This is a genomic window from Gammaproteobacteria bacterium, assembly GCA_041395725.1.
Classification (GTDB): Bacteria; Pseudomonadota; Gammaproteobacteria; order Pseudomonadales; family Pseudohongiellaceae; genus NORP240.
This window is the reverse complement of sequence record JAWKZW010000001.1, coordinates 1,157,425-1,182,026: the sequence shown is the minus strand read 5'-3', so window position 1 is coordinate 1,182,026 and position 24,602 is coordinate 1,157,425. Positions and strand designations below refer to the sequence as shown.

The 24,602-nt window shown below is 54.3% G+C and carries 23 protein-coding genes; 7 read left to right on the top strand and 16 right to left on the bottom strand.

The features are described 5' to 3' along the window. Positions 1 to 314: 314 nt before the first annotated feature. From R3F50_05275 to R3F50_05265, 3 genes are all read right to left on the bottom strand, one after another. Positions 315 to 641: a GNAT family N-acetyltransferase gene (locus tag R3F50_05275; GenBank protein MEZ5489715.1), complete on the bottom strand. Its 327-nt coding sequence runs from the start codon at positions 639 to 641 to the stop codon at positions 315 to 317. Between the two features lie 182 nt (positions 642 to 823). Next, positions 824 to 1,234, bottom strand: coding sequence for a hypothetical protein (locus R3F50_05270; protein MEZ5489714.1), 411 nt, complete (start codon positions 1,232 to 1,234; stop codon positions 824 to 826). A gap of 70 nt (positions 1,235 to 1,304) precedes the next feature. Continuing rightward, entirely contained in the window at positions 1,305 to 1,676 is a 372-nt protein-coding gene (locus R3F50_05265) for a toxin-antitoxin system HicB family antitoxin (protein MEZ5489713.1), read from the bottom strand. 227 nt (positions 1,677 to 1,903) lie between these two features. On the opposite strand from R3F50_05265, the gene R3F50_05260 reads away from it, so the two are divergent. Together R3F50_05260 and R3F50_05255 are read left to right on the top strand one after the other, a co-directional pair. Continuing rightward, entirely contained in the window at positions 1,904 to 2,242 is a 339-nt protein-coding gene (locus R3F50_05260) for a type II toxin-antitoxin system RelE/ParE family toxin (protein MEZ5489712.1), read from the top strand. Beyond that, positions 2,229 to 2,573 carry a helix-turn-helix transcriptional regulator gene (locus R3F50_05255; protein MEZ5489711.1) on the top strand — a complete coding sequence of 115 codons (345 nt, stop codon included), beginning with the start codon at positions 2,229 to 2,231 and terminating at the stop codon, positions 2,571 to 2,573. Before R3F50_05260 ends, R3F50_05255 begins: the two co-directional genes overlap by 14 nt. A gap of 4 nt (positions 2,574 to 2,577) precedes the next feature. On the opposite strand, the gene R3F50_05250 is transcribed toward R3F50_05255, so the two are convergent. Both R3F50_05250 and R3F50_05245 read right to left on the bottom strand, forming a co-directional pair. After that, a complete protein-coding gene (locus tag R3F50_05250) occupies positions 2,578 to 2,895 on the bottom strand; it encodes a HigA family addiction module antitoxin (protein ID MEZ5489710.1) in 318 nt (105 codons plus the stop codon). 10 nt (positions 2,896 to 2,905) lie between these two features. Continuing rightward, positions 2,906 to 3,223, bottom strand: a complete 318-nt coding sequence (locus tag R3F50_05245) for a type II toxin-antitoxin system RelE/ParE family toxin (GenBank protein ID MEZ5489709.1) — start codon at positions 3,221 to 3,223, stop codon at positions 2,906 to 2,908. Between the two features lie 293 nt (positions 3,224 to 3,516). On the opposite strand from R3F50_05245, the gene R3F50_05240 reads away from it, so the two are divergent. Continuing rightward, positions 3,517 to 5,634 (top strand): TonB-dependent siderophore receptor, encoded by a 2,118-nt coding sequence (locus R3F50_05240; GenBank protein ID MEZ5489708.1) that lies wholly within the window; start codon positions 3,517 to 3,519, stop codon positions 5,632 to 5,634. Between the two features lie 151 nt (positions 5,635 to 5,785). On the opposite strand, the gene R3F50_05235 is transcribed toward R3F50_05240, so the two are convergent. Together R3F50_05235 and R3F50_05230 are read right to left on the bottom strand one after the other, a co-directional pair. Further along, complete coding sequence (locus R3F50_05235; protein MEZ5489707.1) at positions 5,786 to 7,054, bottom strand: hypothetical protein; 1,269 nt, start codon at positions 7,052 to 7,054, stop codon at positions 5,786 to 5,788. 35 nt (positions 7,055 to 7,089) lie between these two features. Further along, positions 7,090 to 7,452: a hypothetical protein gene (locus R3F50_05230; GenBank protein ID MEZ5489706.1), complete on the bottom strand. Its 363-nt coding sequence runs from the start codon at positions 7,450 to 7,452 to the stop codon at positions 7,090 to 7,092. 471 nt (positions 7,453 to 7,923) lie between these two features. Between R3F50_05230 and R3F50_05225 the strand changes: the two genes are divergently transcribed. The 3 genes from R3F50_05225 to R3F50_05215 all read left to right on the top strand — a co-directional run bounded on the left by R3F50_05225 (position 7,924) and on the right by R3F50_05215 (position 13,154). Beyond that, entirely contained in the window at positions 7,924 to 9,606 is a 1,683-nt protein-coding gene (locus tag R3F50_05225) for a radical SAM protein (protein ID MEZ5489705.1), read from the top strand. Positions 9,607 to 9,695: 89 nt separating this feature from the next. Next, positions 9,696 to 11,327, top strand: coding sequence for a hypothetical protein (locus tag R3F50_05220; protein ID MEZ5489704.1), 1,632 nt, complete (start codon positions 9,696 to 9,698; stop codon positions 11,325 to 11,327). Positions 11,328 to 11,642: 315 nt separating this feature from the next. Further along, the gene (locus tag R3F50_05215) at positions 11,643 to 13,154 is read left to right on the top strand and encodes a radical SAM protein (GenBank protein ID MEZ5489703.1); all 1,512 of its coding nucleotides are present in this window, start codon (positions 11,643 to 11,645) and stop codon (positions 13,152 to 13,154) included. Positions 13,155 to 13,300: 146 nt separating this feature from the next. Here the strand turns inward: R3F50_05215 and R3F50_05210 are convergent, their stop codons facing one another. From R3F50_05210 to R3F50_05175, 8 genes are all read right to left on the bottom strand, one after another. Beyond that, positions 13,301 to 13,633 carry a hypothetical protein gene (locus tag R3F50_05210; GenBank protein MEZ5489702.1) on the bottom strand — a complete coding sequence of 111 codons (333 nt, stop codon included), beginning with the start codon at positions 13,631 to 13,633 and terminating at the stop codon, positions 13,301 to 13,303. A gap of 179 nt (positions 13,634 to 13,812) precedes the next feature. After that, on the bottom strand, positions 13,813 to 14,412 hold the full coding sequence (locus R3F50_05205) for a 2OG-Fe(II) oxygenase (GenBank protein MEZ5489701.1): 600 nt from the start codon (positions 14,410 to 14,412) through the stop codon (positions 13,813 to 13,815). Between the two features lie 11 nt (positions 14,413 to 14,423). After that, complete coding sequence (locus R3F50_05200; GenBank protein ID MEZ5489700.1) at positions 14,424 to 15,431, bottom strand: tetratricopeptide repeat protein; 1,008 nt, start codon at positions 15,429 to 15,431, stop codon at positions 14,424 to 14,426. Positions 15,432 to 15,540: 109 nt separating this feature from the next. After that, entirely contained in the window at positions 15,541 to 17,157 is a 1,617-nt protein-coding gene (locus R3F50_05195; GenBank protein ID MEZ5489699.1) for a DUF4173 domain-containing protein, read from the bottom strand. Between the two features lie 137 nt (positions 17,158 to 17,294). Continuing rightward, positions 17,295 to 17,675 carry a transcriptional regulator gene (locus tag R3F50_05190; GenBank protein MEZ5489698.1) on the bottom strand — a complete coding sequence of 127 codons (381 nt, stop codon included), beginning with the start codon at positions 17,673 to 17,675 and terminating at the stop codon, positions 17,295 to 17,297. Then, the gene (locus R3F50_05185) at positions 17,665 to 18,273 is read right to left on the bottom strand and encodes a hypothetical protein (GenBank protein ID MEZ5489697.1); all 609 of its coding nucleotides are present in this window, start codon (positions 18,271 to 18,273) and stop codon (positions 17,665 to 17,667) included. The genes R3F50_05190 and R3F50_05185 overlap by 11 nt, the downstream gene beginning before the upstream one ends. A gap of 321 nt (positions 18,274 to 18,594) precedes the next feature. Next, complete coding sequence (locus R3F50_05180) at positions 18,595 to 19,374, bottom strand: hypothetical protein (protein MEZ5489696.1); 780 nt, start codon at positions 19,372 to 19,374, stop codon at positions 18,595 to 18,597. Between the two features lie 50 nt (positions 19,375 to 19,424). After that, positions 19,425 to 21,509 carry a hypothetical protein gene (locus tag R3F50_05175; protein ID MEZ5489695.1) on the bottom strand — a complete coding sequence of 695 codons (2,085 nt, stop codon included), beginning with the start codon at positions 21,507 to 21,509 and terminating at the stop codon, positions 19,425 to 19,427. A 614-nt stretch (positions 21,510 to 22,123) separates the two neighbouring features. Between R3F50_05175 and R3F50_05170 the strand changes: the two genes are divergently transcribed. Then, positions 22,124 to 22,630, top strand: a complete 507-nt coding sequence (locus R3F50_05170) for a hypothetical protein (protein MEZ5489694.1) — start codon at positions 22,124 to 22,126, stop codon at positions 22,628 to 22,630. A 177-nt stretch (positions 22,631 to 22,807) separates the two neighbouring features. Here the strand turns inward: R3F50_05170 and pyk are convergent, their stop codons facing one another. Continuing rightward, entirely contained in the window at positions 22,808 to 24,253 is a 1,446-nt protein-coding gene (gene pyk, locus R3F50_05165; protein ID MEZ5489693.1) for a pyruvate kinase, read from the bottom strand. Between the last annotated feature and the right edge of the window lie 349 nt (positions 24,254 to 24,602).

The window sequence follows — 24,602 nt, the reverse complement described above, 5'->3', positions numbered from 1 at the left end:
CTTAGCGGCTGTCAGTTTTCTTTGCTTTAATCATGCAGTACACAGGAGGTATCGCCGGTAACTGTACGGCAGCCACAATAAATAGCACACAGTCGAATACCTTGGGGAACCAGAATGCCACCGATTCCCATAGTTACAGCAAAGAATCGAATTCCCACGCATAACATCCTGCCGTGGGTATCTTCATTGGAAATTTTCGAAGGATCCCATCCGGACACTGGTGAATAGTGGTCGCCAAGCCGCGAGCGTAACGCGTGGCCTGGTCCGGCTGCATGCACATTTTAGGCGATCCTATGGGATTCTTCCGTGAGGGCTCATAAAAGTTTCTTCATGAAAACTCTGGTCTCATCTCTGCCTATTTCTTCCCATCCTAGATGTCGATACAGCGATATATTCTCTTCAAGTGATAGGTGAGTAGCGAGTTGCAGTTCAGAAAAGCTGTTTTCTCTTGCTATCGATTCTGCAAAACCCATTAAATCTCCGCCTATTCCTTGTCCCTGAAACATCGGATCAACAGCAATATTTGCTATAGATGCCTGGTTATTTTCGAATGACATGATTAGACCGCCAATAATACCCGCATCGGATTCGACAACCCAGGTTGGGAAGTTTTTTATCTCGGAAGAATAATCTACGTCCATCGGTGGAAGTCGTACTCCTCCAAGTCTTTCCTCGACGGGCGAGTATGCTGCGTGCATACACATTTTAAGACTGTCAGAATCCTCAGGTGTGGCTTCTCGTATGTATCGCGTGGGTCTCATTGGGCCTCGATCTCTAACCACAGGCTAACGCTCTTCATCAGTTGCCCGGTTTCATGCGATTGTCAGGATGATTCTGGGGCGTCAAGACATCGCTCTTTTTTGGACTTTCGCATTCTGGCAATCACAATCCGAATAGATAAAACCAATACCGCGGCAATCCAGAATACAGTAGCCAGCAGGGTCGCATAGAGGGCCGCAATCAGCAGTCCGCCACCATCATGATTTAATATCCATTCTGCCTCTTCGTGGCTTGTGGCCACGCCGCTTAATTCGTCCCACCACAAACCACCCAGAAGAGTAGGTATTGCAACAGAAGCTATTGCCAGGAGAGTACTATAAAGGAAGGCTGTGCCCTTCCGAGATTTTACGGCTGAAACAAGCAAAGCCAGGAACCCCAGGCAGATAGGCAGCAGGATAAACCAGCGTACCAGCTGCTCTCTTTCTTCCAATATAGCTACGAATTCAGGGCTCATACTTCATCCTGGCGCCCTTATTCACGCGCGAGCATCGCTGGTCGCATGGAATTGATTGAGACATGCGGGTTCAATTGAGTTTGCTCGATACAGGGCGGTTCAGACTTACGCCTGACTCGGCCGCGTCAAGCGCCAGCATCCGATGTGTCTCCTGCGGCACACGGACCATGAATTTCCCGCTGTAGGGTTTCGAAGAGAGCGGCTCGGGAATCTCTTCCCCATTCTGCTTCATATCGTCAATGCATTCACAGACCAGCATTCGGATGCCTTGCAACGCTTTCTCCGGATTCTCGGCAAGCCAGCTCAGGCTGGGAAACCCAACGCACAGCCCCACATGCTTCTGATCCTCCTCGGACCAGGTTACCCGATATGTGTATCGATCAATACCTTTTGCCACTTTGCATAAGTCTCTGAATTTAAAGCCCTTGGGGTTCTCCCGCATCTGGCCGCGAATATCTTGAGCTTTCGCCACATCCTTGTGATATCACTATTGACATTATCGTCAATAGGGGCTTCTGGCTGGGTCAAAGGCTACGAGCACATAACACCGCCGTTAGGGGCGGCAGCGTAGTTGCCGTCCGAGCCCGAAGGGCGACTTAACGGCCTGGTTATGCAGCACCCGGACCAGGGCACTTGAAAATATGTCATATTAGACATATATTGCACCCCATGAGTCCGAAGGACAAGCCACTCGTTTGGCTACATGGAATAGTAAAGACGCCGCCATTCTCGGCAACCAGTCGACTGGAAGCAGGCTATTTGCTGCGGCGCTTGCAGCGCGGAGAAAAGCTGTCTCTGCCGCAATCGAGGCCAATGCCATCAATCGGCACCCATTGCCACGAACTGCGAATTACGGATAGTGACAAGATTTGGCGCATAGTGTACCGAATTGATCCGGATTCCGTAGTTATTGCCGACGTGTTTGTGAAGAAAACAGAAGCAACGCCCAGGAAAGTCATTGATGTATGTAAATCACGCTTCAGGATGTATGACGATGCAAGCAAGTAAGCGAACGAAATTAGAGACAGCCGGATGGAAAGTCGGTAACGCTGATGAATTTCTGGGGCTTACCCCAGAAGAGTCTGCGTATATTGAGATGAAGCTTGCCCTGAGCCATACCCTGCGGCAGCGCAGACTCCAGAACAAATTGAGCCAGATCGAATTAGCCAAAATGGTTCACTCCAGCCAGTCGCGAATAGCAAAAATGGAAGCAGGCGACCCAAGCGTTTCAATTGACTTGATCATGAAATCACTCCTGGCCTTGGGTGCTTCACCCAAAGATGTAGCGAACGCCATCTCGGCCGGCGAATCTCACGCTGGATACCGCCCGCCCTTTTGATTCGTTATGTTCCTTGGTTGGCTGCGTTGGAAACTTCTCTCCAGGGTCGAATATGATTTAACTCTTCTGCCAATTCATCTTCTGCAATTTCAGTATCGTAGGCAGCTTGCACCCGCAGCCAATAGCCATTGGAAAGGCCAAAAAACTTACAAAGTCGCAGATCGGTATCTGCAGTAATAGAGCGCTTTCCAGAAATGATTGCTCCAATGCGTTGAGCCGGTACTTTGATCTCTTTAGCAAGGCGGTATTGAGAAATTCCCATGGGCTCTAAGAATTCATCTTTCAGTAATTCACCTGGAGATACTGGTTGTATTTTCCTCATAAATAAACTCCTAGTGATAATCCACTATCACTACATCACTCGCTCCAGCTTTGGTCCACCGGAAGCAAATTCTAAATTGATCGTTTATTCGAATGCTGTATTGTCCTTTTCGATGGCCTTTCAGTGCTTCAAGCCTGTTACCTGGCGGTACTCCTAAATCTTCCAGCTTTTCCAACACTTGCAACTGTCTGATCTTTCGAAGAGCAATACGTTCAATATCAAACCTTCTTACCCTATGCCCTTTGGCAAGCGATTCTGTAAAAGGGCATTTGAAAAAACGATCATGCCCAAGATAGAAACGCGCAGCGATAATAACGTCAAGCGTCATTATGAGCGTTGTGCTCTCAGTACTCGTGGAACATAACGCCTGTGTGTACGAGGCTCCAGCTGGCTGGTTCTGGCGGGCGTTGGCTTGAAAATTATCACGCAGGTTGTTGTGCAATTGTTCTGTGTCCAGGTGATCGATGAACGGCGCAGGCTGTTCAACGTCACGGTCTGTCGTGGTCCTGCAACCCTGTTGACTCGCACAATCAGATGCAATAAAGTCGCGAATGAGAATTATTACCAACAAGCAATAATTCTCATTAGTGTTTATCCTGATTAAGCGTAAAGGTATTGTCAATGAAGCTCTTGCAACTTTCGGTTTCACTCGCTGCTCTGGTTATGGCGGGTGTGGTTTCCAATTCTCTTTCGGCCCAGCCGACCAGGCAGCCGACGGGGAGTTCCAGCGCGGCGATCGGGTCGGCGGCTGAAGCCTCCTCAGAAGTCATTTACATCTACGGCACTCGCAATTCCTACCGTGAAGAAGACAGCAGCTCGGCGACCAGAACCTCGACAGCGTTGGAAGACATCCCCCAGTCAATTTATGTGATCACGCGTGATGTTATCGAAGACCAGGCAATGAACGGCCTCGGTGATCTGGTTCGCTACGTACCCGGCGTCACCATGGGACAGGGGGAAGGGCACAGGGATGCACCGGTTTTCCGGGGCAATATCACCACTTCCGATTTTTTCGTTGACGGCATGCGGGATGATCTACAGTACCTGCGCGATCTCTACAACGTGGAGCGCGTGGATGTCATCAAGGGTCCCTCGGCGCTGGTCTTTGGCCGCGGTAATGGCGGCGGCGCCCTCAACCGGGTGAGTAAAGCGGCCACTGGTGACGCGATCACCGGTTTCGATATCGGCACGGGGATGTTCGGTTATTCACGGCTTGCCGGTGATCTTGGCGGGCAGTTGACCAACAGTATCGCCGGGCGTATCAATGCCGTGGTGGAGGAGAGTGACAGCTACCGCGACGAGGTGGAGATCTCCCGCCGGGGTATCGCACCTACACTGCGGATTCAGGCGACCGACTCCACCCGGGTCGACCTGTTCGCCGAACACTTCACCGACGAGCGCACGGTCGATCGGGGCGTGCCTTCTCAGGCCGGCCGCCCGTGGCCCGGTTCGGTAGACACATTCTTCGGTAATGCGGACCTGTCCAATAGCGAGATCGACGTGACGACGCTGCGTGGCGTGGTCACCCATCAGATAAGCGACAGCCTGACCTTCCGCGGCACACTTTCCTACGGGGACTATTCGAAATTTTACGACAATGTATTCGCCGGCGGTCCGGTAGACCCGGTGGCGAACACTGTACGTATCACTTCTTACGACAACGGGACTGACCGTGAAAATCTTCTCAGCCAGGCCGACCTGATCTGGGAGACCGAACTGGGAGGCTGGGACCATACAGTGCTGTTCGGTGTCGAATCGGGTCGTCAGGAGAGTGAGAATCGCCGCGTAAATACGGACTCGGGCATTTTCAGCCTTGCTGATCGTGGTCGCGACTTTACTCCAGACTTCTCCATTGCTCCCGCCAGGGATAACGTCAACGATCTGGATCTGTTTGCCGTGCTGGTCCAGGACCAGATAGAAATTACCAGCCAGTTAAAAGCCGTGCTGGGGCTGCGTTGGGATCGCTTTGACCTTGCCTTCGATGACCGAAGGGCCGGCGCCTCCAACTTCTCCAGGGAAGACGATTTTGTGTCACCGCGGGTCGGGCTGGTCTGGGAGGCGCTGCCGGGCGTTTCTTTGTTTGGCGGCTGGAGCAAGGCTTATCTGCCCCAGTCAGGAGATCAGTTCAGTTCTCTCGACGCCAACACGGCTGCTCTGGAACCCGAGGAGTTCGAGAATGCGGAAGTGGGCGTACGCTGGCTGCCGAGCAATCGACTGCTCCTCAGCGCCACTCTGTATCAGCTGGACCGGACCAATACCCGTGCGCCCGGCTTCGAGCCCGGCACGATAGTGCTGACCGGTTCGCAGCGCTCCGAAGGTGTGGAGCTGGCCGTGCAGGGCGAGTTGACGCCGCGTTGGAATCTGATTGGCGCCATGGCCTTCCAGGAAGCGGAGATCAGTTCCACCACCAGCTCGGCCCCGGCCGGCCGGGCCCCGCCGCTGGTGCCTGACTTCAGTGCATCATTATGGAACCGGGTGAGCCTCACCGACCGCCTGGATGTGGCGCTGGGTGTTATTTACCAGGATGAGCAGTATGCTTCTATCAGCAACGCCGTGGTATTGCCTTCTTATACCCGGGTTGATGCGGGGCTGTTCTACAATTTGAACGAACAGTTTGATGTGCAGCTGAATATAGAAAATCTGGCAGACGAGGACTATTGGTTCACTGCTCACAATGACAACAATATCACCCCTGGCGCGCCGGTATTGGCACGCCTGACTTTGTCGGCTCGCTTCTAGAACCAGTTAAGCAGAGGGCTTGAAGCGGACCCGGTGACTATCGTCATCGGGTCCGGCTCAGCGGGACACTAAGGGGCTAATCAAATACTCTGTGGTTGTCAGGAGCACCCTCCACAAACCACTGTATTTTTACTCTGACCCCATTTATGCGCTAGTAGAGTCTTGAGTACTCCAGTTCCACATCGGCGTTGCGCCACCAGGATTCGAACTGCCGCCTGGTGATGATGGCTTCCTGCTCTTTGCCCTGGGCTTCCTGGGCCTTGTACAGGCCGAAGGTGGTCCAGGGGTTCTGCTGATTCCATTCCAGGTCGCGGCGATAGACGGATTCTGCTTCCGCGGCGCGCCCGGCTTTCAGCAGAGCAGCTCCCTGGTACAGGCGCATGGACTGTGACCAGTCCGGCGGCTCGGTGTAGTTCAGGTTGTCCTGGAAGTCCACGGCATGGCCGTAGTGCAGGATGGCCGTCTCAAGATTGCCCTTGGCTTCTTCGATCTCACCCATCAGCGCGTGCATGGCGAGGGTCAGTACATGGGAGGCGGGTGTCGGTCCGACGCCCGAGTCATTGACACCGTCAGCCTGGATCTGTTCGCGAATCAGGGCAAGCTGCGCTTCAGCCGGTGCCATGTGTCCCATAGCCACGTGGGCGCTGCCCATTACGTAGGCCCACATGCCCTTCAGGTAGGGCAGAGTGTGCTGGCTGTTGGCTGCGTTGTCGGCGTGGATTTTCTCCCATTTGCCGAATACCTTGTCGGTAACCCATTCGTGGGCGATATTTTTCAGGCCACGGCCGTCAGCGGCACTGGCGCTGGCAGCATTGCGATCGGCCGCTTCATAGGCAGCAGCATAGTTACCCTGCAGCAGGTTGGCGTAGCGCACGAAATCCAGGGCATGTGGCTTATGAATCTTGTGTGACAGGGGATAGGTGCCGATCATGGGGAAGTTGTTGTCGCCCCAGATTTCGGCGAACTGGTCGTCAACGATCTGCGACCTTTCATTAATATCGATGGCTTTCTCGTATTCGCCCACGCGCAGGTAAATGTGACCCGGCATGTGCACCATGTGGCCGGAGATAGGCACCGTCGCTTCCAGTTTCTGCGCGGCAGGCATGGCCAGTTCCGGTTGCGCTGACATCTCCATCAGATGGATATACAGGTGATTGGCGCCGGGATGATCGTGTTCAAGGGTCATGGCCGTTTCCAGCGCCGCCTTGGCTTCTGCGGTGCCGCCACGGGGCGAGCCGTCGATGTCCCAGTAGTCCCAGCGGGTGGTATTCATGTAGGACTCGGCAAAGACCGTGGCGATATCGGCGTCATCCGGGTATTTGTTTTTCAGCTCCCGCATGGCATTGACATAGGCCAGATCGCGCTCCCGGCTGTCGGGGATGGCGTCCTTGTTGTACAGCACGAACAGGGTATTGATCATGTCGCGCTCTTTCTGAGTACCGTTGTTAGCGAGACTCAGTGCGGTGCGGATCGCTTCCAGGCCGGTGCCCTGGGGGTCGTCCGGCGGCTGTTGGGGTTCGGGCCAATGGCGTGAGCGAGGCCCCAGTAGGGCATCGGGTGGTCGGGATCCAGCCGCGCCGCTTCCTGGTAGGAGGCAATGGATTCCGGGAAGTAGAAACTCCACGCCATTCTGAGCCCCTGGTCGAAAAAGGCCTGTGCCTGGTCATTGTCGGTGGAGATGGGGTAACTGTAGGTGCCACCTCCGGGGATCAGTATCGCCAGGGGCTCGTCAGCAGACTGGGCATGACTTGTTGTAATCACAGCAGAAAAAGACAGTACTGCGGCGCTTATCTTGAACAGCGTAAGCAGGGTGCGCATCGGTTACTCCTCGTTAGTGTTGTGTTCTCATGTGCCAATTCCCCGGGCCGTTCTGTCCAGCCGAACGCCCGTGCAGATCCGTGGCAGTATACCTCTATCGATGGGGGCGGAGTAGTTCGGTCGGCGTTTCGGCTTTTTCCTGCCTGCCACCAGGCGACGCCCCGCAGCACTATCCGCCAGATATTCGCTACCCATGACGGGGCCTGATCAGGGCTGTGTTTTACACGGCGCCCCCTGATTTCTCGCCGGGGCACTGGTATCGTGGTGGGGCAGCAGCAGATCCTTCGGGGTGGCGCATCGGCAGCCAGGTGCCGACAGGCTCGCAGGGGTGGCGAAATATCGTTATCGTGGCCAGCAATGCTATACTCCCGGTCTGTCCGGTCGCTAAAACAGTGACAGAGACTGTCACCTCGTCAATGGGTCGATACGGCGCAAGATGCCGGCTCGACTGATGGCAGCACAGGGAATCTTATGAACTCCAGGGCTGATGTAATAGCCGCAAGCACAGAACGTCCCCGCTACCCCCAGGAGGAATCCAGGTGGTTCGGCAAGTGTTCAGCGGGGAAAGTGCGGGTGGTATTCGCCTTTTATTCACCGGATGGCAACGAAGTGTCGATGCCGATCGCCAGCATGTCGGCCTATTTGAAGCGGGATTTCCCCTGGGTTGATGTCGCTCTGTATCCGGTATTGATCCTGCGTGATGCCGACGTTTATTCACCGGAGAACTACGCTCGAGCGATCAAGGAATTAAATCCCGATGTGATTGCCTTTTCCGTGATGAGTCCGCACTGGTTTCCTCTGGAACCTTATTTCGAGCAGCTGAAAAAGCAGATGCCCGAGCTTGCTGTCGTGGTAGGCGGTTATCAGGCCATGCTCAGCCAGCAACAGACCATCCAGAACCCCAACATCGATTTTATCTGTGTAGGCGATGGCGAGTACGCCATCGGCAACCTCGTGCAGTTCCTGCGGGGCACCAAGCCTGGCCCCGTTGACGGCATGTGGGAGAAGCTGGCGGACAATTCGGTGTATGAAACCGAGCCGCATCAGATCGGTGATCTTGCCGCACTGCCTTTCCCTGACTACGATATTTTCCAGAAAGACGGGGGTTTCAGGGACGTCAATACCTCGATGGTAGGTCCCCAGGACAAGCTGGTTCTGCCGGTGATGACCGGTCGGGGCTGCCCCTACCGATGCACATACTGCTGCAACACGCCCGTGCTTGAAGGCTGGCGCAATAAAAAAACCTTCCTGCGGAAGTATGACCCGGAAGCGTTCGTGACAGAGCTGGAGCGGTTACGGGATAAGTACAATGTCGGCTATTTCGAATTCTGGGACGAACTGTTTCTGTCCAATCTGAAATTCGTCAAAGCCTTCTTTGAGATTTACAGGGACAGAATTCGTCTGCCGTTTTCGATCAATTCCCGTGTTGAGGTAATGAGCGAGGAATTCTGTAAGACTGCGGCAGAGGCTGGTTGCCACACCATCTGGTTCGGCATAGAAAGCGGCGATGAAACCTATCGGGCTAAGATGCTCGGCAGGAAAATGAAGAATCAGCAGATCATCGATGCCGCTGAAAATTGCAGGAAAGCGAGAATCAACAGGCTGACCTTCAATATTGTTGGCATGCCGCTGGAAACTGCCGATAACATGCGCGAAACCCTGCGTCTCAATCAGCGAATCGCCCCCGAGCATTTTTACTTCTTCAACTATATTCCCCTCCGGGGCACACCGCTTTACGAACTGGCGGAAAAAGAAGGGCTGCTGATTCCCAGCAAGAAAGATCTGCAATATCTGTCAGCAGTGAACGACAGGCAATTCACCCTGAATCTGAAGGAAAGGCCGGAGCTTCTCAGTGCCGGCGAGTACCACGATATCTGCCTCGAAATGCTGGCCTTCCAGCAGGCGAACAATCGGCTCAATTATGACGTAGTGCCCGAATCTGACGCCGCCGGAGTTGCGATTCCGGCCGGCGCTGAACCCACGCCGGTTGCGTCTGAGGTCGCGGCCCATGACCCAGGGTCCGCTGAGCAGCCGCGATCTGGCGCCCCAGCCCAGACAGAGCAGGGGGTGGCGGAGGATGTGGAGCCGGCCCTCGCGCAGGAACGCAGGAAGTCACTCTTCAAGCGGGTGCTGGGTCCATTTCGCAGCCCCTGATAATTTGCTGACCAGGTGTCGAAACAACCCCCCAGCTGACTTGGAGCAACCAGGTAGAGTCGATCACAGTGCTTGATGCTGTCAGTAGTTTGAAAAAAATTTCCCGGTTCTATCCCCTGGCGATTCTCCTCCTGCTCAGTGTGGTTTTTTTTCTTAATGGCTGGGTGTCTGAAGACGCCTACATTAATTTCCGGGTAATAGAGCAGCTTTTCGGAGGCCAGGGCCTGGTCTGGAATCCCGGTGAACGTGTGCAGGTTTTTACCAGCCCTCTCTGGCTGCTCGTTACGGCGGCCAGTCGTCTGTTTTCTTCGCACCTGTATGCCAACGTTATCGTCCTCTCTTATGTGCTTTTTCTTGGTTCGTTGGCATTCCTCTGGAAACTGTTCGAATCCACTTTCAGCTGGCTGGCCTGCTGCAGCCTGTTGCTGATCTCTTCGTCCTTCTTTGATTACACGACTTCCGGACTGGAATACCCGCTGATCTATTTTCTGCTGACGGTCTTTGTCTTTCTTTACCTGTCAGGCTGCAGGCAACACATAACCAGGGCGTCGTTGCACCGGCTGGTGCTGGTGTTTGCTCTTCTGCTGCTCACACGACACGATCTGCTGATGCTCTGCCTGCCGGCTTTTCTTTATTACCTCTGGCGTGCCAGCAGGGAATTCCGGGCAAGGGAGCTGTTACTGATCTGCATTATCTACTCGGCACCGTTCTGGCTCTGGACGGGGTTCAGCCTGTTGTATTTCGGCTTCCCTTTTCCGAACACGGCCTATGCAAAACTGGGTACCGGGCTGGAGTTTGTGGACCTCGTCAGGGAGGGGCTTCGCTATCTGCTCGATCTGGCCAGGTGGGACTCCATCTCGGCGGTCGTTCTGCTGGCAGCCGCCGGTCTCGGCCTGACGGGCCGGAAGCCCGCGCTGGCCTATCTTGCGGTGGGAATCGCCTTAAGTGTTCTCTATGTGATCTACGCCGGTGGCGATTACATGCGCGGGCGGTTTTTTGCTCCGGCATTCCTGGTAGCCGCCGTACTGGTCTGCTATCAGCTGGCGCCTCTTCTGGCGGATCGGAAAGCCCAGGCCGGCTGGCTGTTGGCATGGCTGATGTATGCCGTGTTCTATTACCACACGCCCATAGCCAGTGATTTCAATCACCGCACGAAAACCTGGCTGGAATGGGCGGCGGACTGGGAAGCGTCGCGAAGTGGAATTGTTGATGCCCGGGGAATACATTCGGCGGTAAGCTCACTGGGCTTCTACTTCGGCAGAGACCCGAACGAGCCGTTCCCGGGCGGCCCCTACCCGGCAGATGCACGAGCCGCCAACGAATCCGGGGAGCCGGTGATAGTCTACGGCGCAATCGGCATGTTCGGCTATTTTATCCAGCCCGGTACCGTGGTGGTCGACGATATGGCCCTTGCGGATCCGCTTCTGTCCAGGCTGCCGGTCTCCTCCGACTGGCGCGTCAGCCACTACCCAAGGACTCTCCCCACTGGCTATCTCGAGTCGCTGGCAAGCGGCACAAATCAGATCAAGGACGCGAATCTCAAAGAATATTATCAACACCTTGTCACAATCACCCAGGGCCGGCAGCTGTTCAGCCTGGATCGGTTAAAGACTATTGTCCTGTTCAACCTGGGGTACTTCGACTACCTGCTGGATGCCTATGTGCAAGCCCATCCTGAAATTTACCGGAAGGCACCGAGGATGATGTACCTGACCGACTGACCGATGCTTCGTGTGGCAGGCGAATGAGCTTCACGGGTTGGCTCTGGCGTGGATGCCTGGATGTCAATCTTTCTGGAGGAGCTGATTTCCAGACCGGCGTGTCGGCAGGCATTTTCGCGCAGGCCCTGCTGAGGGGCAATGTGCCCGGGTGTGTCCCCTGTCGGTCCTTTTGCTTGATAAAGAGCGCCTGGGCAATCCTGCTGATCTGGCCGAAAATCGGGTCAGGCGGGGCACTCTCTCTGCAGAAGAGCCAGCGTTGGCTATGCTATACTCGCCGGGTTTCAGTCTGCAACGACAGGTCAAAGAGGTATATTCATGAGTGCTGTGCCAGAAATTATCGCGATAGAGAGTGATAAGCCTGTCTACGACCATCACAAATCCAAATGGTATGGCAAAGTCAAGTCGGAGCGGCTGTCACTGGTTTTGTCATTCTATGCGGTCGACTGCAATGAAATATCCATGCCTCTGGCCAGTATTTCCGCCTACCTGAAAAGGGAATTCCCCTGGGTCGATGTGACCCTGATGCCCATATTATTGATGCGGGATGCAGAGAAGTACTCGCCGGAAAATTTTGCCAGAAATATCCAGGCGCTTAATCCGGATCTGATTGCGTTTTCCATCATGAGTCCTCACTGGTACCCGATCAGGTCTTATTTTGAAAAAGTTAAAGAGGTAATGCCGGATCTACCACTGGTGGTGGGAGGCTATCAGCCCATGCTGTCGCCGGAGGAAACAATCTCCAACAAGGACGTGGACATTATTTGCGTGGGCGATGGTGAATATGCCATGGGGCATCTGGTGCAGTTCCTGAAAGGGACCAAACCAGGGCCGATGCTGGGTATGTGGGAAAAGTTGGACAATGGAGAGATTTTCAAGGATGAGCCGGTTCAGACAGCCGATTTAACCGCCCTGCCTTTTCCGGACTACGATATTTTCTCTGTCGACGGCGATTTCAGACAGGTAGTCACCTCCATGATGGGCCCCCAGGAAATCCTGGTTTTTCCGGTGATGACAGGGCGGGGTTGTCCCTATCGGTGTACGTATTGTTGTAACACTCCTCTTCTGGAGGGCTGGAAAACCAAGAAAACGTTTTTAAGAAAATATGACCCTGAAGCCCTGGTAAAGGAACTGGTGAGATTAAGAGACACCCACGGAGTGGAGTATTTTGAGTTCTGGGATGAGCTGTTTCTTTCCAACCTGAGGTTCGTGCGGGCCTTCTTTGATCTTTACAAGGAGCACGTAAAATTACCCTTTGCGATCAACTCCCGCGTCGAGGTGATGAACGAAGAATTCTGTCAGCGGGCCGCTGAAGTGGGCTGCGACACCATATGGTTCGGTATTGAAAGTGGTGACGAGAAATACCGCAGAGAAATGCTGGGTCGCAAGATGACCAATGAGCAGATTATTACTGCGGCTGAAAACTGCAAGAACGCCGGCATTGCGCGCTTAACGCTCAACATGACAGGCATGCCCCTGGAAACGGCTGACAATATGCGTCAGACATTGGCGCTGAACAAACTTATCAAGCCAGAGATATTTACCTTCTTTACTTATATTCCCCTGCGTGGCACACCTTTGTACGACATCGCGGAGCGGGAAGGTCTGCTGCTTCCCAATACCAAGGATCTCCAATACACAACAGATCCTGGTAATGACCCGAATCATCGCTTTGTTTTTAATTTGAAAGAGCAGAAGCATTTACTCACTGCGGACGAGTACCACGAAATATGCCGTGAGATGAGTGAGTTTAAACGCAGTAACAATACCTATAGCTACCTCGCTATGGCCGAACAGACTAAGCGCAATGTGGCGATGACCAGGGCTTAAGGGCTTAGAGGCAGTCCATCAGGAGCCTGGTGCTGATGGGTGATTTCCGGTAGCCGACCTGGCTGTCACCGGACACCGGACACCCGACGGCCATTCCGCCAATCAATTCTATAGACACTATCAGGCAGACTCTTACAGCCAGGCCCTCACTGGCTGGTGATCCAGACATTGATAGCCTCATTGGCTATGCGGTCAACTTCCCGGGTGTCTTTTACATAGAAGCCAATGCTATCGTCTTCGTTCACCCAATATTCCACCCCGTGGATGGTCAGTTGCTCCAGCAGGTCTTCGAGAATCTCCGGATTACGCATAAAGAAAAAATCGCTGGCCATCGGGTCAATGACTGCCTCAGCAGCCTGCTGTGTCCCGGCAACTTCTGGCTTGCAATAGCTCAGAGTTAACACGGCCATCGCGCAGAGCAGGAATCGCAGAGCCCGGATTCTTACTTGGAGACAGTTCATCCAGCCCGATTTTTTCATAGTCATTGCACCTGATTTTCCACCTTACTTGGCACCCGATCTTCCACCTGGCTTTGCACCTGACTCCTGGCTTTTCACCTGCCTCTCTGCCTGACTCTTCGCCAGCCTTCCCGGCGGTTTTTCCATCTATCCTATCTGAAGTGGACTATTGCAGGACTTTCGCGGCCAGCACGACGAGCCTACGGTGGGAAATGCATCCAGCCGGTAATGATGTATTTCCGGCCGGCGTTCAGTATCTTTCCGGCATGGGCATGGGTCCATTCGGCTGGCCAGATCAGCGTCCTGCCTTTCTGCGGCTGAATCTCCATGTCCTGGTGAACGAAGTGAGTGGCACCGCCGTCTTCCACGTCATTCAGGTAGGTCATCCAGGCCAGCACCCGATGGGATGTGCCTACCGTGGTGCGTTCCGAGTGTACTTTCTGGAAATGACCGCCGGGATCATAACGTTGAATGTTGAATGAACTGATCTCAACCCGCGGCATGACCGATTTAAGAAATGGCCATTGCTCCAGATAATCCCGATGACAGGCGAACAGGGCATCGAGGTAGTCGCGCAGCGGTTTGTGGTCGTCCCGTTCCAGTTCCCGTGGACGAATAGACATGTCGATGGAGTTTTTCGATTCCAGGTTGAGGCCGCCAGCGGTCTGGCCGCGGGTCTTAAGCTCCTCGTGATTTTCAAAAAAAGTGATCAGCTCATCGCAGAGGGATACCGGCTCCATTAACCAGCTGCCTATGAAGTGGGGTATCGGGTGATTCGGTGTCAGTTCTATGCGCTGCATGCCTGTTTACTCTAGTGGAGGGAGACGCCCTGCTCAAGATCGAAACGGATAACCCCAAAGCCTTCCTGCTCCATGGCCAGCCCCTCCGCCAATTTTCCCAAGCGCAGTAAAACGGAACCCAGCGAGCCGGCCGCTTCCGCATAATCCGGCTGAATTTCCAGAGCCCTGCGATAACTGGCGATGGCCTCTTCCAGTCTGCCGAGCTGCTCCAGCGCGTTGGCCAGATTGCTATGGGCTGCCGCCAGGCCAGGCTGCAGGGTAATCGCCTGTCGGTAGCTGGCCTCTGCCTCGTCAAGCCTGCCCATTTTCTGCAGTGCGACGCCCAGTTTGTTATGTGAGTCGGCAAGCTCGGGATGTATCGCTATGGCTTTGCGAAAACTGTTTATCGCCTCTTCAAGCCTGCCCTGCAGCTTCAATACCGCGCCAAGATTGCAGTGCGCTTCGACGAAATCCGGTCTCCTGTTGATAGCTTCAAGATAGCAGGCCTCCGCCTCACTGTACTGGCGCTGCTGCAGCAGGATATTACCCAGGTTGTTGTGGGGGTCCGCGAAGTCCGGTTGAATGCTGACCGCCTGGCGGTAGGCGGCTGCGGCCTCGTCCTGCCTGCCCAGCAGGGTCAGCGCAAGGCCCAGGTTGTTCCAGGCTTCGAAGTAGTCAGGCTTGATCTCTACGGCCTTCTGGTAACTGGCTACAGCGGCTGCCAGGTCGTCGGTTTCGCGATAGACATTGCCCAGGTTGTTATAGGCGGCGTAATAATCAGGCAGGTTGGCGATGGCTGTCTGTATAAGATTGATCGCCACATCGCTTTGACCCGCCAGGTGTGCAAGCACGCCGAGCCGTTGCAGGGCTGCGGGCTGAGTAGGGTCGGCCTGCAGGATCTGCCGGTAAATTCTCTCCGCTTCGCCCAGGCGTCCGCCGGCCTGTAATTGTGACGCAATGGACAGGCCTTCCTCGATTGTTATCGACTGTTGCCCCTGCGGTGGTGTGGACCCTGCGCCATTCTGATTATTGTCGGACATAAGCTGTTATTTACTCCCATCAGGAGTATAGGAGGTATAGTGGTGTGATCCAAGTTCCTGCCGCTGCTGTTGTTATGGCCAACGAGAGGGCCAGGGTGCCTGCCCTGGATCAGGGATCGGTATTTATCCAGCCAGTGAGACGTTCTGCGCTGACCGGCAGCCCGTCTATAACCAGCTCTTCCTGCAGCACGCCCTGGGCATTCATTAAACGGCCATCCACGATGCAGTCGGCAGCCAGAACCTTCAGCCTGGCTTCATAGTTCTCAATAAGGTTGGCGGCCCGGCGTTGACTGTAATTCCAGCTACGCCAATCCTGCTCCCCGCGCCAACCGGCCCGTGGGGCACCATACCAGCGGGTGAAAAGGTGAAAGACCACCGCACATTGATGTGTCGGTATCGTCAGGGTATCCGGGGCCGTGATCAGGGCAGGGGCAGCATCGGCACCCAGGGCCAACAGGTAGCCGGTATCCAGAGGCTCGGAATGAGAAGTCGCGTTGCCGATATTGACTCGCGCGACGATGGCGACCGGATTAGCGAGTGATAACAGGAAAACCACCGCAACGCCACTGACGGTCATCCCGGCGGCAAACCGCCTGGTCTGACCCCGTAACAGGGTTCCGGCGAACAGTAATAATCCTGTGGCCAGCCACAGCAGTACCGACAGTGCGACCAGCCGGTCGATGGACAATCCGAACACCGAGATATAGAGCAGCAGACGCTGAACGGCAGAGGCCTGGATGACAAGGACGCAGCCCAGCAACACCGACGCGAGCGGACGGAACACGCGCTGGTTGCACCCGGACCCTGCCACTCCTATCAACAGTCCAAGAGTGAGACCTGCCACCATAAGAAGTTCAAAGAAACCACGCCGGGCATACTGGGCCAGTGTAAGCCCACTGGTTGCCTCGATCGTTTCTCTGCCACCAAACAGATAGCCAAGCTGCAGGAATACAAATAGCAGGAATAGCCCGGCCAGCGCACCCATGAGTACCGCTGTGTCCTCTGTCCCGAGTTTCAGCAACCGAATCTGGTTACGCTGCAAGAAAAATCGGTTACCGCAGCTACTGGCCAGCAGCCCCGTAGACAGCCAGGCGAAGACCAGGGTCAAAGCCAGGTGCCGCAGCGTCGCGGGCGAGAAAATGTCGAACATTCCACTGGCGAGCTTTGCAAAGCCTGCATCCGCCGACGAGAACAGCCCGCCAAAAACCACCAGAAGGGGGAGCGTCAGCAGCGTTCCCCGCAGGATGGACCACCACCGGGGGTGACTGAATCCCCCGCTCAGATCCACTTTTGCCAACACCGGGAGGGCACCAGTCAAAGCTTGAAAGGGAACAATCAGCAGAGCACGCAGGTGTTCCACAATTGTGGATTCGAGCAGTGATTTCCCGCCCAGTTGCAGGACGAGCATTGCCATGGCTGTCATCATCACCAGCAGCAGTCCTGCTGTCAGGATGGGAACGGTGCGGAACAGAATCATCGCGGCCGCAGCGATGGCGGCCAGCAGCCAGCCGAGTACCTGATGAGGTCCCAGATTGGACAGATGGCGAATAAGCCAGCCAAGCGATGAGGCGAACAGTGCGGTCCATAGAAAAAAGCCGAGACCTGTCGGGCCTGCCTCCCCGAACAGCTGGTCGGCCACCAATCCGAGCGCCGCGCCCAGGCATAGAATCAATACCGGAAGCTTGTCTGTTTGTGTAAAACTGCTCAATTGGGCATCACTTGCCATGGTAGCTGTCTCCTTTCAGGTTTCCTTTTAAATGTCCTTTTAGTTGTTTAATGGCCGACTGATTGACAACGGGGATCTGATCATCGGTGGTATAAAAAGTACTTTGTAACGCAAAGTTTGTTAATAAAAAAAACCTGTCAGGTTTTCTTGACCGAGTTGATCAACGCTTCCATGTGTCCAATGTAATTCTTCAGCGCCCGGCGCCCGGCCGCCGACAAGGCGTAGCGGGTACGGGGAGTGCGTCCTTCGAAATCTTTCCTGCAGGTAATATAGCCTGCTTCCTCCAGTTTCCGGGCGTGGGCACTGAGGTTGCCATCGGAGATATCCAGCAGGGCCTTCAGATCATTGAAAGTCAGGTATTTACTGGCCGCCAGGGCACTGACGATCCCCAGCCTGGTCTTCTCATGAATCAGGCGGTCCAGGTCGACGCCATGATTGCTGCTGGCCAGAATCGGCCTGGTGGCGCGAGAAGCCTTGCTGCTTTCAGTCGTCTCGTGTTGCTGCTGTTTAACCGCCATGGTACCTCCAGATTAACAGACCGAATGTGATATGCAGCCCACCCATTCCCAGCCCCAGGAACAGGTTCCCCGGCAGCTCAAGAAGCAGCACGGTCGACCCCAGAACCAGGAACAGCAGACCCATCAGGGGAATGACCGACACCGAGTAGGCGCCGGCGGCCATCACGGCTGTGCCATACAGACTGAGCCAGATACCCGGCAGCCAGGCAATCGCCTCCTGGCGTGCCAGAAACAGCGTAAGCGCTGCGCCGGCTGCCATAGGTGGCAGAAAAGCCAGCAGTACCTTCTTGCCGGTCGATGACCAGAGAGACTCTCCCTGGCGGCGCGCCTTGGCGATCGTCAGGGAAAAAGCCAGGCAGCCGGCGATTACCAGTTCGACCATCCAGATCAGCAGCAACAGCTCCTGGGTGGTCTGCCGGTCGGCAAGCCACGCCGCTACCAGCGCCGAACAGCCCGCCAGGACATAGCCCTTGCCGGATACCCCGGTGAAGGAGGCAGAGCCCTCCATCAACTCACGAATATACTTGAGATTCTCCTCGGCTCTCGTGTGAAGCGCCGAGGTGCTGGTCTGACCGATTTTGTTTCGCCTTGCGTCCATGACCGTCGAGATTGAGTAATTCGGTATTTAATGTCAAGTACTTTGTACTAAAAAGCTAATAAGGCGGAAACCTAGCTTTGTCTGGCAAAAGAATGAATGACCAGGGAGTCGGCCGGTAATGCTTCTACTTTGAAAGAGGCGCCATGCGGGCGGATTCATAGTCTGGAGCGGATCGGGAGATCACTGCCCGCAGGATCGCCAGCGGGATATGCCAATGGTGGTGTCTTGTGATTAGCACGGACCGATTGAACTGTTAAATATGTATTGATCACTTTCGGCTTGATGCTTATTTTAAGCACACTTTTGCCAAGACATGGGTTGCTATCTGTCAGCCAAATAGGCGCTGATTCTATCCTTCAACACATGATTGATAGCCAGATGTTCCGTCCAGCGCACTTCAAAAAAGCTCTGTTGTTGATACATATCTCCAAGATAATTGAGATATCCCAAATCATTCCTTCGTGATGCGACATCAAATGTACGTGCAATTATCTGTTCACCAGGAGGCTTGTATTTTTCATTAAGTAATCGAGGAGTACCGCTAACATCGGATTCTTGTACGAAGCTTAATGCACCATAGAGTCGCATCGATAGTTGCCGCCAGGGAGCAAGCCAGCTTTCAACAGCATTTAGCGTAGAGAGTTGATTCGCTCGCAATGCGTAGTACTCGACAAGCTCGCGGTACAGATCATCGTCCCGTACAACTTTCAGGTCACCAGCCGTCTGCATCTTGTCAAAAGTAGTAGTCGCAGGCACGTAAGAAGCTACTGAACCTTCCAAGGCTAACTTCTCCAGTTCCAGAAGTCGGGTCGCTTCTTCTTGGGAAGCGTTCGGATCGGAAAGTACGGCAAGAATTTCACGAATTGCTGGCAACCTCTGCTGTCGCTGCCCGATGCTGCGTTCCAGGTTTCCTCGATCGGTCTCGAGGTCATCCAATATCTCCTGAAGGTACTGCTGTTCGATCGTACGATTCTGGCTTTCCTGTCTCCACTCATCTATCCAAAAGGCAAGGAGTATGCCGATGACAACGACAAAGAGCTCAATCAGGATGGAAATCCAGTTCTGATCCCGAAGCTGATCGCCTAGCCGGTTAATAATCATTTTCCAAACCCGCGATTATTGTGGTCCTTTCGAGTAAAAACCTGGTCACATTAAAATCTATCTTCAGGCAACAGCCGCTCAAGCTCCGCTTCCCAATTCTGAACAATGACTATTTCACTATCTGTGATCAGGCTGTTTTGCCCGTAAATCATCAAGAACCGGCTGCCGTCTGACGAAGGCGCGTAGTGGGCGCCACTATTAGCGCTGCCGAGAGAAGCTTCCCTACTACCCGCTTCACTTATGGCAAACAGTGTCTGTGGAGCGGTGAAGCGCACGAGGTCTGCAGAGCCTGCTTCGACTACCTGCATCTTCGGGGAGTTGGAGCGGACGCTGGCAATAAAAAAAACAGCCTTGCCGTCGCTGCGCCAATGTGGAAAGCCACTATCTTCATCCGTTGAAACACGTCGAGTGCCGGTAAGAGATGGAAATCGGGTGACATAGATCGACCGTCCCGATTGGTAGGCCAGCCACCGACCATTGGGAGAGATTGCCGGGTTAATATAATGGGTCTCCTGCTCGGCGAGCAGAGTCCGTGGTACAGATTCACCAGCGAATAACGCATAGATGCCGGTAAAGGAATCCGTGTCTCTGGCATGAAATATTACTGTCTCACCATCAGGAGTGTAGAATGCCGCTTCTGGTACTGGAGGTCCGGAGAACAGTATTTCTTCTGACCCGTCTTCTATGGTCCGTCTTACGAGATCGAATCCTCTACTGAAAAGAAGCTGATTGCCGTTAGGATGCCAGCTCGGCGTTCTTGCGTTCTGGATCTCACGCCCAATTGGGACTTGTAGCGACATATCCCAAAGGTAGGTACCTTCTCCCGCCAGGTGGTCTAATGCAGCGACCATACCATCCGGAGACAGGCTTACGTTGCCCAATCCTCCTCCGGCCAACTCTGCCAACACGGTCCTTGTACCATCGGATTGTACCCAGTTTAAAGTAGTAGCCACGGAAGCCTTTTGTGCCCCCAGGTAGCCCAATATGCCGGATTCTGACATGGCAATTTGTTGATTATTCCCGCCCGGGCCTCCGCTATGATCACCCAGCACCGGCACAGCGAAGCCAACCTGGCCAGACTCCGCATCGAAGCGTGCCGCCATTAAAGTTTGGTCCCTGACGAAAATCAGATAGCCGGCGTTCACATAAGCGATGAGTCTTGCATCGCTCAGAATCTCTTGAGTTTGACCGCTTTCCTTTTCCCATAGAATGATATGAGGCCGGTTTGTCCGCGCGCGACCGAGCAAGATTTGTCCGGTTGCCTGAATTTCGGCCATTGAAAAAATGGAATTCGCAAGATCCGGGTTATCGATGTTGATTTCCTGCGGCTGCCCTCCCTCTACAGGAACTTTCATCAGCCGTCGAGCAGGGGGGGTTGTGAAATAAATGAAGGACTCTACCCATAGCCCTTTTGAGAACTGATCAGATGCGTCGGTAAGGGTAACAGGCGGGCGACCATCCAGGGTTGTTCGTTTCAACTGACCATCCGCAGTGAAGAAGGCCAGGGACTCCCCGTCAGGTGAAAATAGGGGATTGCCAGAGTTTTCAGTACCAGGAATAGGGTACAGCTCTCGCTGCGCCAGCTTTCTTAGAACCAGCATGCGTTCCTGAGTGTCATTGGCAGTAGCCCCGAAGACTAATTGCGAGCCATCGGGTGAGAAAGCAAGGTCAACACTACCACCGTTAAAGAAGCGATAGGTGTACTCATTGGTAAAATCCACGCTGAGGCGCGTTGTCACACCTTGCGATGTGCGTCTTGTGCTGGTTTGTGTGTTTGCTGTCTCATCGATCAGAACGAACCGGTCAGCCAACTGAATTGCCACCGCCACTAACACCAATAGGAAAGTGGCATACATCAATTTCCGATCTGAAGAATAGGCTTGGGCCGGTAACCTTTGGCTGGCATCGTCTGGCCGAATCCCCGCAGGGGTAACTTCATAGGCCCAGGCAAGAATGATTGCGATAGGGAATCCCAAAAAAAACAATACAGTTACAAATGAAACAGTCCAGGAAGGCATCTGCAACGCAGGCAGAACAGTATCTGCTACCTGGATCAGCACCCAGGCCACCACGGCATAGACGGCACCGACCTTAAAGACCTTGCGTCTTTTTAATTCCTCGAATAGCTTGCCCACTTAGTGATCCAGCCCGGTAATAATTACTGACAAAGGAGTCTAGCATACGCGGAGTATCGATCTAAACGTACCATCAAGTAACCAAAGCAGCACATTTTGTGAAGATATGCTTACTTCTGCTTGGGGTCGACTCCGGTCACTACACCCTCTTATAGTGCATGCCACGAAAAATTCGGGATTTCAGATTTGACAGTTCCCGCTTTTAGGCCAGGGCGGACGTTCTGTTGGATTTTTAACGGATAACTCAGCAGGCCCTGGCGAAAGGCAGCTTCCAACCTCTGGCGGACGAAAGGGAGTTATTCCGTTTCAGGGGATTTCGGTGCAGTCTGCCGGACATCCCCTACAAAAACAAATGATCGGAATCGACCCTTTTAAGCTGTCAAGTATCAGTGAATGCTTCACCTTGGTGGCTGAAAGTTGAAAATTTTCAGGTTCCTTAAGCAGGCGGATATATTCGATGATTCCATGGGAGCTGGATGTGTGGGAGGCATATGCTGTTTCCTGTAAATCATATCGGGCTACTGTATTGGATTAATAACGCAATTTTAAGATTAGAAGTTTTGAAGGGAAGTCCGGTATTGGCTGCTGGCGCGCGTTGAGGTCATAGAATAACAATGAATTGGGATGCTATTAGTGCTGCTGGGGAAATAATTGGCGCTGCTGCTGTCATTGCGACATTGGCGTATCTGTCGATACAGATTCGGCACAGTAAAGTCAGCACCAACTCATCGAACGTGCTGAGCGCGACCCAGAGCTTCAACCCTTTGAATATGGCTCTTGGTTCGGACCCGGAACTCGCTAGCCTGGTGAATCGGGGTGTCTCGGACTTCGATTCTCTCGATGAGAACGAGCGTGCGCAGTACAGTTACGTGCAACGTGCGTACTTCAACAGTTTCTGGAACGTATATTTGCAACACAAGCTTGGGGCAGTATCTGATGAAATCTGGCTCCCTTATGCACATGAAGTCGCTTTTCTGCTATCAAAGCCAGGGCCTCGCGCCTTTCGCACGTCGAATCGCATGTACGATGAAATGTTCGAGGCGGTAGAGAGAATGGGCCTGGAAGTAAACCGCTTGGACTTGGACCTGAATGTAACAGAGAGGAGCGGCGACCAGAAATGAGAGTGAACCCGATCCATTATTCTTGGAGTCTGTTCGCTATAAAGCTCCCGGCGGTTGTGAGCCCTTAACCAGTCAGGCACCAACATTAAAAAACATCTGTTTTTGGAAGATGATCTCTCAATCTCAGTTTTAGTGAGCCTGATCGACTACACATCACATCAGTCAATCCGTAGTTCGTTAGGGCACAACCATCACGCGAATCAGGTCGGTGCCGCCCATGCCGGGTCTGGTGCCGTGGGTGACGATCACCGTATCGCCAGATTCCAGGTAGCCCAGTCTACGTGCCTGGGTGCAGCCAAACTCTGTGCGCTCGTCGTCGCTGGCATTCTGTGCTGAGTGCAGCAGCGGCAGAACGCCCCAGTTCATTGCCAGCCGTCTGGCCACTGAGGCGGCCCCGGTCACGGCGAGTATAGCGCACTCGGGGCGGTGCTTGGATATCAGGCGGGCGGTGAATCCGGATTCGGTCAAGGTCAGGATGGCGGTTGCCTGCAGCTGTTCAGCCAGACGGGCGGCCGCCTGGCCTACCGCATCGGCGATTTTATCGGCGGCGTCCATGCGGATGGTCTGCAGAAAGCCGAACTCTTTCAGAGCGGCTTCTGCCCGGAGCGCAATGGTAGCCATGGTGCGGACAGCCTCAACCGGATACTTACCTACTGCGGTTTCCCCTGACAGCATCACTGCCGAGGTGCCATCCAGAATGGCGTTGGCTACATCGCTGGCCTCTGCCCGGGTTGGCTTCGGATTGCTTTCCATGGAAGCCAGCATCTGGGTCGCGGTGATCACCGGTTTGCCGTTCATCACGGTATCGCGGATCAGCTTCTTCTGGGTTCCAGGTACGTCCGCCAGCGGCAGTTCCACCCCAAGGTCACCGCGCGCCACCATGATGCCGTCGGCGGCAGCAATGATCGCTTCAATGTTCTCAACGCCGGCACGATTCTCGATCTTGGCGATGATAGGGATCTGACTGCCCCGCTGTGCGAGCAACTCTCTGATGAGTTCCACTTCCGGTCCTGATTGCACAAAAGAGGCGGCCAGATAATCCACGCCGTTATCAACGGCAAATTCAATCTCCCGCTCCAGCTGATCACGAAATTCAGGACTGGTGGCGTTGATGGCGAGCTGTCTGCCCGGCAGATTGACGCTCTTGCGATCACCGAGCAGACCACCGTGTACCACTTCGCAACGGATCGTGTTCCCATCGCTGGCAATGACCTTCAGTTCGATCGCTGCGTCGTCCAGCAGAATGGCGTCGCCTTCCTGCACTTCATCGGGCAGGCGGGGGTAGCTGACGGAAACCCCTTGCCGGTCACCCGCCTGGCCGGTGGTGTTAAGCGTAAACTGCTGTCCCCGTTCGAGGGTAATGGGGGAATTCACCAGGGTGCCAGTGCGCACTTCGATGCCGCGGGTGTCGATCATGATGGCAAGGTGTGAGCTGGCAATTCCGCTTGCCTCACGGATGCGCGCCACGCTGGCCTGGTGGCGAGTGAAGTCGCCGTGGGACAGATTCAGCCGCACTACATCCATACCGGCGTGAATCATCGCCACCAGGGTGTCGAGATCCGAACAGGCCGGACCGGCAGTGGCGATGATCTTGGTTTTGCGAAGCGACTCGCGTGGAGACATGGTTGCAACTCCTTGGTCTGACTTTTCAACGCGGCTTCTGGCGCAGCTTCAGGACACACTCGCATCGAGCGTTGGGTCCTGATGATTATACGGCTGTTGGGTAGGGGAGGTGTCTTTATTTGAATAGCTCGCGGATCAGATCTGCCTCTGGTCAGTGGTGATTGGCAGATCAGTTGTAATTTTTGAGCGGGCACAGATTCGAAGTAGATGTGGAGTGGCTTCGAGCGGCGCGCCCGGCAGGGGTATTGTGTGCTGCGAACGGCGCCCGTCCCGGGTGCCTTCACTCTGAAAAATGCCCTGCAGGACGGTCTTTTTTCGCCTTTCAGCGCTGGTCCTTGATGGCTGTCCA